Source organism: Bradyrhizobium sp. (assembly GCF_019244115.1).
Classification (GTDB): domain Bacteria; phylum Pseudomonadota; class Alphaproteobacteria; order Rhizobiales; family Xanthobacteraceae; genus Bradyrhizobium.
In genome coordinates this window covers 21,604-28,440 of sequence record NZ_JAFATE010000501.1, presented here as the reverse complement: position 1 = coordinate 28,440, position 6,837 = coordinate 21,604, and the positions used below count along the sequence as shown (strand labels likewise).

Annotated in this window: 8 protein-coding genes; 6 read left to right on the top strand and 2 right to left on the bottom strand. The window is 64.6% G+C overall.

The features are described 5' to 3' along the window. Positions 1–13 precede the first annotated feature (13 nt). The 3 genes from JOZ76_RS22100 (at position 14) to JOZ76_RS22090 (ending at position 2,720) form a co-directional block, all read left to right on the top strand. On the top strand, positions 14–1,924 hold the full coding sequence (locus tag JOZ76_RS22100) for a propionyl-CoA synthetase (RefSeq protein WP_291701851.1): 1,911 nt from the start codon (positions 14–16) through the stop codon (positions 1,922–1,924). Positions 1,925–2,135: 211 nt separating this feature from the next. Then, the gene (locus JOZ76_RS22095) at positions 2,136–2,411 is read left to right on the top strand and encodes a hypothetical protein (protein WP_291701847.1); all 276 of its coding nucleotides are present in this window, start codon (positions 2,136–2,138) and stop codon (positions 2,409–2,411) included. A 102-nt stretch (positions 2,412–2,513) separates the two neighbouring features. Then, positions 2,514–2,720, top strand: a complete 207-nt coding sequence (locus tag JOZ76_RS22090) for a DUF6494 family protein (RefSeq protein ID WP_291701845.1) — start codon at positions 2,514–2,516, stop codon at positions 2,718–2,720. A 123-nt stretch (positions 2,721–2,843) separates the two neighbouring features. Here JOZ76_RS22090 and JOZ76_RS22085 read toward each other — a convergent pair whose 3' ends face one another. Both JOZ76_RS22085 and JOZ76_RS22080 read right to left on the bottom strand, forming a co-directional pair. Further along, complete coding sequence (locus JOZ76_RS22085) at positions 2,844–3,062, bottom strand: hypothetical protein (RefSeq protein WP_291701843.1); 219 nt, start codon at positions 3,060–3,062, stop codon at positions 2,844–2,846. Between the two features lie 120 nt (positions 3,063–3,182). Continuing rightward, positions 3,183–3,881: a DUF1013 domain-containing protein gene (locus JOZ76_RS22080; protein WP_291701841.1), complete on the bottom strand. Its 699-nt coding sequence runs from the start codon at positions 3,879–3,881 to the stop codon at positions 3,183–3,185. A gap of 381 nt (positions 3,882–4,262) precedes the next feature. Here JOZ76_RS22080 and ispH point away from each other — a divergent pair, with 381 nt between their 5' ends. From ispH to rnhA, 3 genes are read left to right on the top strand one after another with little or no spacing between them, the layout of a single operon-like run. Continuing rightward, positions 4,263–5,228, top strand: a complete 966-nt coding sequence (gene ispH / locus JOZ76_RS22075; RefSeq protein ID WP_291701839.1) for a 4-hydroxy-3-methylbut-2-enyl diphosphate reductase — start codon at positions 4,263–4,265, stop codon at positions 5,226–5,228. 12 nt (positions 5,229–5,240) lie between these two features. Beyond that, positions 5,241–6,221 carry a homoserine kinase gene (locus JOZ76_RS22070; RefSeq protein WP_291701837.1) on the top strand — a complete coding sequence of 327 codons (981 nt, stop codon included), beginning with the start codon at positions 5,241–5,243 and terminating at the stop codon, positions 6,219–6,221. After that, positions 6,209–6,679, top strand: coding sequence for a ribonuclease HI (rnhA, locus tag JOZ76_RS22065; protein ID WP_291701836.1), 471 nt, complete (start codon positions 6,209–6,211; stop codon positions 6,677–6,679). The genes JOZ76_RS22070 and rnhA overlap by 13 nt, the downstream gene beginning before the upstream one ends. Positions 6,680–6,837: the final 158 nt, after the last annotated feature.

Below are 6,837 nucleotides of genomic sequence, written 5' to 3'. Positions count from 1 at the left end.
CGGGAGTGCGCCCATGAACGTCCAGGACAGCAGCCGGTATCACGAGGTTCATGCCCGCTCGCTCCGGGATCCCGAGGGGTTTTGGGGCGAGGCGGCGCGCGAGATCGACTGGATCGAGCCGGCGCAAAAAGTGTTCGATCCGGCGATGGGCCTGTATGGCCGCTGGTTTGCCGGCGCGGTCGTCAACACCTGCTACAACGCACTCGACCGTCACGTCGCCGGCGGCCGCGCCGGCCAGCTTGCGCTGATCCACGATTCGCCGCTGACCAACACGGTCACGAAGTTCACCTACGCCGAACTGCTACGGGAGGTGCAGACACTTGCCGCGGTCATGCAGGATTTCGGCGTCGTCAAGGGAGACCGCGTCATCCTTTATATGCCGATGGTGTCAGAGGCGGTCGTGGCGATGCTGGCCTGCGCGCGCATCGGTGCGGTGCATTCAGTCGTGTTCGGCGGCTTTGCGGCGAAGGAGCTGGCAACGCGGATCGACGACGCGCGGCCAAAGCTGATCTTCTCAGCGAGCTGCGGGCTGGAGCCCGGCCGCAACGTGCACTACAAGCCGCTGCTCGACGAAGCGATCGCGCTCGCCACCGCCAAGCCGGACGCCTGCATCATCCTGCAGCGGCCGCAGCAGGCCTGCGATCTCGTCACCGGACGCGATCACGACTGGGCTACGCTCCGCCGCGCGGCGCGCGACGCCGGCAAGCTGGCGCCTTGCGTTGGCGTACTCGCGACCGACCCGCTCTACATCCTCTACACCTCAGGCACGACCGGGAAACCAAAGGGCGTGGTGCGCGACAATGGCGGGCATTTGGTCGCGCTGAAATGGTCGATGCACAATCTCTACGGCGTCAATCCGGGCGAGGTCTGGTGGTGCGGCTCCGACATCGGCTGGGTGGTCGGCCACAGCTACATCATCTATGGCCCGCTGATTCATGGCGCGACCTCGGTCATGTATGAGGGCAAGCCGGTGGGCACGCCCGATGCCGGCGCGTTCTGGCGCGTGATCTCTGAGCACAAGGCGGTCGCGCTGTTCACGGCGCCGACCGCGTTCCGCGCTATCCGCAAGGAAGACCCGGACGGAAAATTCATCCGCCAACATGATCTGTCGACCTTTCGCACGCTGTTTCTCGCCGGCGAGCGGGCCGATCCGCCGACGGTGGAATGGGCGGAAGCGCAGCTCAAGGTGCCGGTGATCGACCATTGGTGGCAGACCGAAACCGGCTGGTGCATCGCCGGCAATCCGGTCGGGCTCGGCCTGCTGCCGGTCAAGCACGGCTCGCCCACGGTGCCGATGCCGGGCTACAAGGTCGAGGTGGTCGACGAAGCGGCCAGGCCCGTTGCCGCCGACATCATGGGCTCGATCGTGATCCGCCTGCCGCTGCCGCCGGGCTGCCTGCCGACCCTGTGGCAGCAGGACGAGCGCTGCCGGGAGTCCTATCTCAGCGAGTTCCCCGGCTGCTACAAGACCTCGGATGCCGGCTATATCGACGAGGACGGCTATGTCTTCGTGATGGGCCGCACCGACGACATCATCAATGTCGCGGGCCATCGCCTCTCGACCGGTAGCATGGAGGAGATCCTCGCCGCGCATCCGGACGTCGCCGAATGCGCGGTGCTCGGCATCAACGATGCGATCAAGGGCGAGGTGCCCTGCGGCTTCATCGTGCTGAAGGCCGGCGTGACGCGCAGCCCCACAGAGATCGAGAAGGAGGTCGTGGCGCTGGTGCGCGAAAAACTCGGACCGGTGGCCGCGTTCAAGCTCGCGATCACCGTCGGCCGGCTGCCCAAAACGCGCTCGGGCAAGATCTTGCGCGGCACCATCAAGAAGATCGCCGATGGCGATGCGTGGACCATGCCGGCGACGATCGAGGATCCCAAGGCGCTGGACGAGATCGGTGAGGCACTGAAGGGCAGGGTGTAGACATGCCTACATCGTTTCGGAGCGTCCAACCCGGCCAAGCGCCCAGGTTTGATGCTTCGCATCGGCCTGCAATGACGCTAAAAGGCGGCCATGTTTCCGACCAGGGGTGCCCACAAGGGGCGCCCCTACGAGCGCGGATGATTGTAGGGGCGCCCCTCGTGGGCGCCCTCGTCGCCGCCTAGGCAATGACGAACGAGATCAAGGACCAAACATGCGACGTCGACTGGCACGCCCCTCGCTCGCGCTTCTGTTCGTCGCTCCGCTACTCTCGGCCTGTCTGGAGCGCGGTCAGTCGGCGATGCCGGAGGCGCTCGCGCAGGACGACGACGCCTACTGCCGTGCGGGCGGCACCGTCGCGCCCGGCTCGCCGCAATACACGTCCTGTCGCAAGGACCGCGACGTTCAGCGCAGCCAGGCCGAGGCGCGCGCCGATCGTCGCCAGCGCGATCTCGGCGAATACATGTTGAACCATCCGGATCGCATGTAGGGCGTGCCGACCGGATCATTTCAGCGCCCTTGATCGTTGTTGGGCATTCCTCGGGTCAGGGGCACGCTTTCCAGATCATGGTTCTGGCATCAGGAGGCCGCGATGAACGAAGACGTCTTCAACGCAAGCCTGCGCAAGTTTCTCAAGCAGGTTGGCGTCACCTCGCAGCGCGAGATCGAGAAGGCGGTGCGTGACGCACTCGCCGACGGTCGCCTGATGGGACACGAGAAGTTGCCGGCCAAAATGGTGCTGACCGTGGGCGGCATCAGCCTCGTGCATGAGGTCAGCGACGAGATCGCCCTGGGTTAACCAAACCTGTGGTCATTCCGGGACGTGCGAAGCACGAACCCTGGTGTGCAATTGCGCACCTGAGAATCTCGAGATTCCGGGTCCGGTCCTTCGGACCGTCTCGGCATCACGACTTGGTTCTTCTCACCCGTTGGCCAGGCTGCCGAGCTTGAAGCCGACGGCGATGACCAGAAGGGCGCCGCCGGCATAGGCCAGATATTGCGGGTCGTGACAGAATAGCTTTGACGTCGAGCAGACCTCGACGGCCCACGACGTACCCAATGGAATCTCCGCGGCGGCCTGCCTGAATAAGAAGGCCGCACCGCCCAACAGAAGCGCCAGCAGAAAGAAAAGTCCGGCCATGGTCCCCTCCAGCCCGAATCGGGGCAATTATGACCGCCGGTCCGGTTAATTTGCCGTAAAGACCGTCAGGGAATCTGATCGGGGCACCGCGGCGTATAAGTCTGGGGCGACCGGCCGCGTCTACTCCTGATCTGGATCCGGCTTCTTGCCGCCGATCGTCTTCAACTTGGCGAACACGGCATCGACGTTGAGATCGTCGCTCGACCTGGAGACAGGCTCCAGCTCCGGTTCCTTGCGGGTGGTTTCGGACGCCGGCAACAGCGTCGCGCCGCCATAGGCGGTCTCGGCCGGCTTCTCCTTGGCCGCGCGCTGCACCTCGAAATCGAGCTCGATCTGCGAGCAGAGGCCAAGCGTGACCGGGTCCATCGGGGTCAGCGTCGAGGCATTCCAGTGGGTGCGGTCGCGGACGCTTGCAATCGTGGTCTTGGTGGTGCCGACGAGCCGCATGATCTGGGCGTCCTTGAGCTCGGGGTGATTGCGGACCAGCCACAAAATGGCGCTCGGGCGCTCGTGCCGGCGCGACACCGGGGTGTAGCGCGGGCCGCGGCGCTTGGCCTGCGGCGGCAGCACCACCTTGGTTTCTTGCAACCTCAGGCGATAGTTCGGGTCACTCTCACCCTTCTCGATCTCCTCGCGGGTGAGCTGGCCGTTGGAAATCGGGTCCATGCCCTTGATGCCCTGTGCCGCGTCGCCGTCGGCAATGGCGCGCACCTCGAGCGGGTGCATCTTGGTGAAATCGGCGACCTGATCGAAGGTCAGAGCGGTATTGTCGACGAGCCACACGGCAGTCGCCTTCGGCATCAGCGGTGCGTTGCTCATGGCAAATCTCCTTTGTGCTTTGCCACCCCCTCCGGTAGCCAAGCGGTCTGGTCATCAGCGATGACGGGAATTAACCCCTATATAGCCCTCCTGAGCCCTGCGGCGCAATGGCTCGTGCCGCCGATCTGAAGTCGTGATGGCATGTGCGGCGACATCGACTGACGGACGTCAGATCGAAAAGCGGCACTAGAATCATAGGTTTGCGAGTGCCCATGACTTGCCGAAGTCCGCGAACAGGTCTCGCGGCGAGGGAGCGCGGACTTCGGCAAGTGGGCGCCCGCGAAATCGGTCTTGACACCGCCCGAAAGCAGTCCCAAGTCGTTAATTAACTGACCGTTCCCTGCCCGGCGGCGAGGGGTGATTCGGTCCTGAGATCGCTCCATGGCCAAACCAGACCTGAGAATCGTGCTTTGTTCGCCGCGCGGCTTTTGCGCCGGGGTGGTGCGGGCCATCGATACCGTCGAACGCGCGCTGTCGATCTATGGCGCACCGGTCTATGTCCGTCATGAGATCGTTCACAACCGCTACGTGGTGGACAGCCTCAGGACCAAGGGCGCGATTTTCGTCGAGGAACTTTCCGAGATTCCCGACAACACCAATGCCCCCGTGGTGTTTTCGGCCCATGGCGTGCCGAAGGCGGTGCCGGCCGAGGCGCGCTCGCGCAATTTCTTCTCACTCGACGCCACCTGTCCCCTGGTCACCAAGGTGCACCGCGAGGCGGCGATCCATTTCAAGCGCGGCCGCGAGATCCTGTTGATCGGCCATTCGCACCATCCCGAAGTGGTGGGAACGCTGGGCCAGTTGCCGGCCGGCGCGGTCACCCTGATCGAGACCGCCGACGACGCGCAGACGTTTGCGCCGAAGAATCCCGACAATCTCGCCTTCGTGACCCAGACCACGCTGTCGATCGACGACACCGCCGACATCGTCGCCATCCTGAAGGGCCGCTTCCCGAACATCTCCGGGCCGCACAAGGAAGACATCTGCTACGCCACGACGAACCGCCAGCTCGCGGTGAAGAAGGTGGCGCCGGTGGTCGACGCGCTGATCGTTGTGGGCGCGCCGAACTCGTCGAACTCGCAGCGCCTGCGTGAGGTCGCCGAGCGCGAGGGTTGCCCGATTGCGGTGCTGGCGCAACGCGCCGGTGACATCGACTGGAAGCGGTTCGAGGGCATCACGAGCCTCGGCATCACGGCGGGCGCCTCGGCGCCGGAGGTGATCGTCGAAGAGATCATGGACGCTTTCGCCGAACGCTACACGTTGCATGTAGAGACGGTCTCGGCCGCCGAGGAGAACGAGTTCTTCCCGCTGCCGCGCTCGCTGCGTCCCGAAGCCGCCGCGGAATAGTCGGGCAACAAGATGGCGGTCTACACCGACGTCGCCGCCGAAGAGCTCGCGGAATTCCTCAAAAATTACGACATCGGCGAACTCTTGTCTTACAAGGGCATCGCCGAGGGCGTCGAGAATTCCAACTTCCTGCTGCACACCAGCAAGGGCGCCTACATCCTGACGCTCTATGAGAAGCGCGTGGCGGTGGAGGACCTGCCGTATTTCCTGTCGCTGATGGCCCATCTTGCCGCGCGCGGCGTGAATTGTCCGCAGCCTGCGACGAACCGCAAGGGCGAGGTCTATTCGCAACTTGCGGGCCGCCCCGCCGCCGTCATCAATTTCCTCGAAGGGATGTGGCCGCGGCGGCCGAATGCCGCGCACTGCGCGGCGGTCGGCGAGGCGCTTGCCAAGATGCACCTTGCGGGCGGCGATTTCCCGCTTCATCGCAAAAATCCGCTCTCCGTCTCCGGTTGGCGACCGCTGTTTGCGCGCGCGGCCGACAGCGCCGACAGCGTGCAGGCGGGTCTTTCCGGCTTCATCACGCGCGAACTCGATCATCTCGAGGCACACTGGCCGGCCGACCTGCCGGTCGGAGTCATCCATGCCGATCTGTTTCCGGACAACGTGTTCTTCCTCGGCGACAGGCTGTCGGGCCTGATCGACTTCCCGTTCTCCTGCAACGACATTCTGGCCTACGACGTCGCGATCTGCTTGAACGCCTGGTGCTTCGAGGCGGATCATTCCTTCAACGTCACCAAGGCCCGCGCGCTGCTCAACGCTTATGGTCGGACCCGGCCATTGTCGGAGGCGGAGCAGGACTCGCTGCCGCTGCTGGCCCGCGGCGCGGCGATGCGCTTCCTGCTGACCCGGCTGGTCGACTTTCTCAACGTGCCATCAGGCGCGCTGGTGAAGCCGAAGGACCCGCTGGAATATGTCCGCAAGCTGCGCTTTCAGCAGTCGGTCGCGAATCTCAGTGATTACGGCGTGACACCTGCGGGATGCGTGGCGTGAGCGAGCTTCCAAAGGTCTCGATCTACACCGACGGCGCCTGCTCGGGGAATCCGGGGCCGGGCGGCTGGGGCGCGATCCTCAGGTTCGGCGAGGTCGAGAAGGAATTGAAGGGCGGCCAGCCCCACACCACCAACAACCAGATGGAGCTGATGGCGGCGATCTCGGCCCTGGAGGCGCTGAGAAAACCCTGCCAGGTCGATCTCTACACCGACAGCCAATATGTCCGGCAGGGCATCACGGGCTGGATCTTTGGCTGGAAGCGGAACGGCTGGCGCACCGCCGACAAGAAGCCGGTCAAGAATGTCGAGCTCTGGCAGCGCCTCGACGCGGCAATGAAGCCGCACCAGGTGCACTGGCACTGGGTCAAGGGCCATGCCGGCCACGACGAGAACGAGCGCGCCGACCAGCTCGCGCGCGCCGGCGTCGCGATGGCGAGGCTGCAGCAGCGGGTGCGTTAGATTAGTGCGGACGCGCTGCGATCTCGCCGCGCATTCCGCCGTCATCGCCCGGCTCGACCGGACGATCCAGTACACTGCGGCTTCTCAATGAATCTCCGCCGTCTCTGGAATACTGGATCACCCGCTTTCGCGGGTGATGACAGCATTGTTTCCAGGCG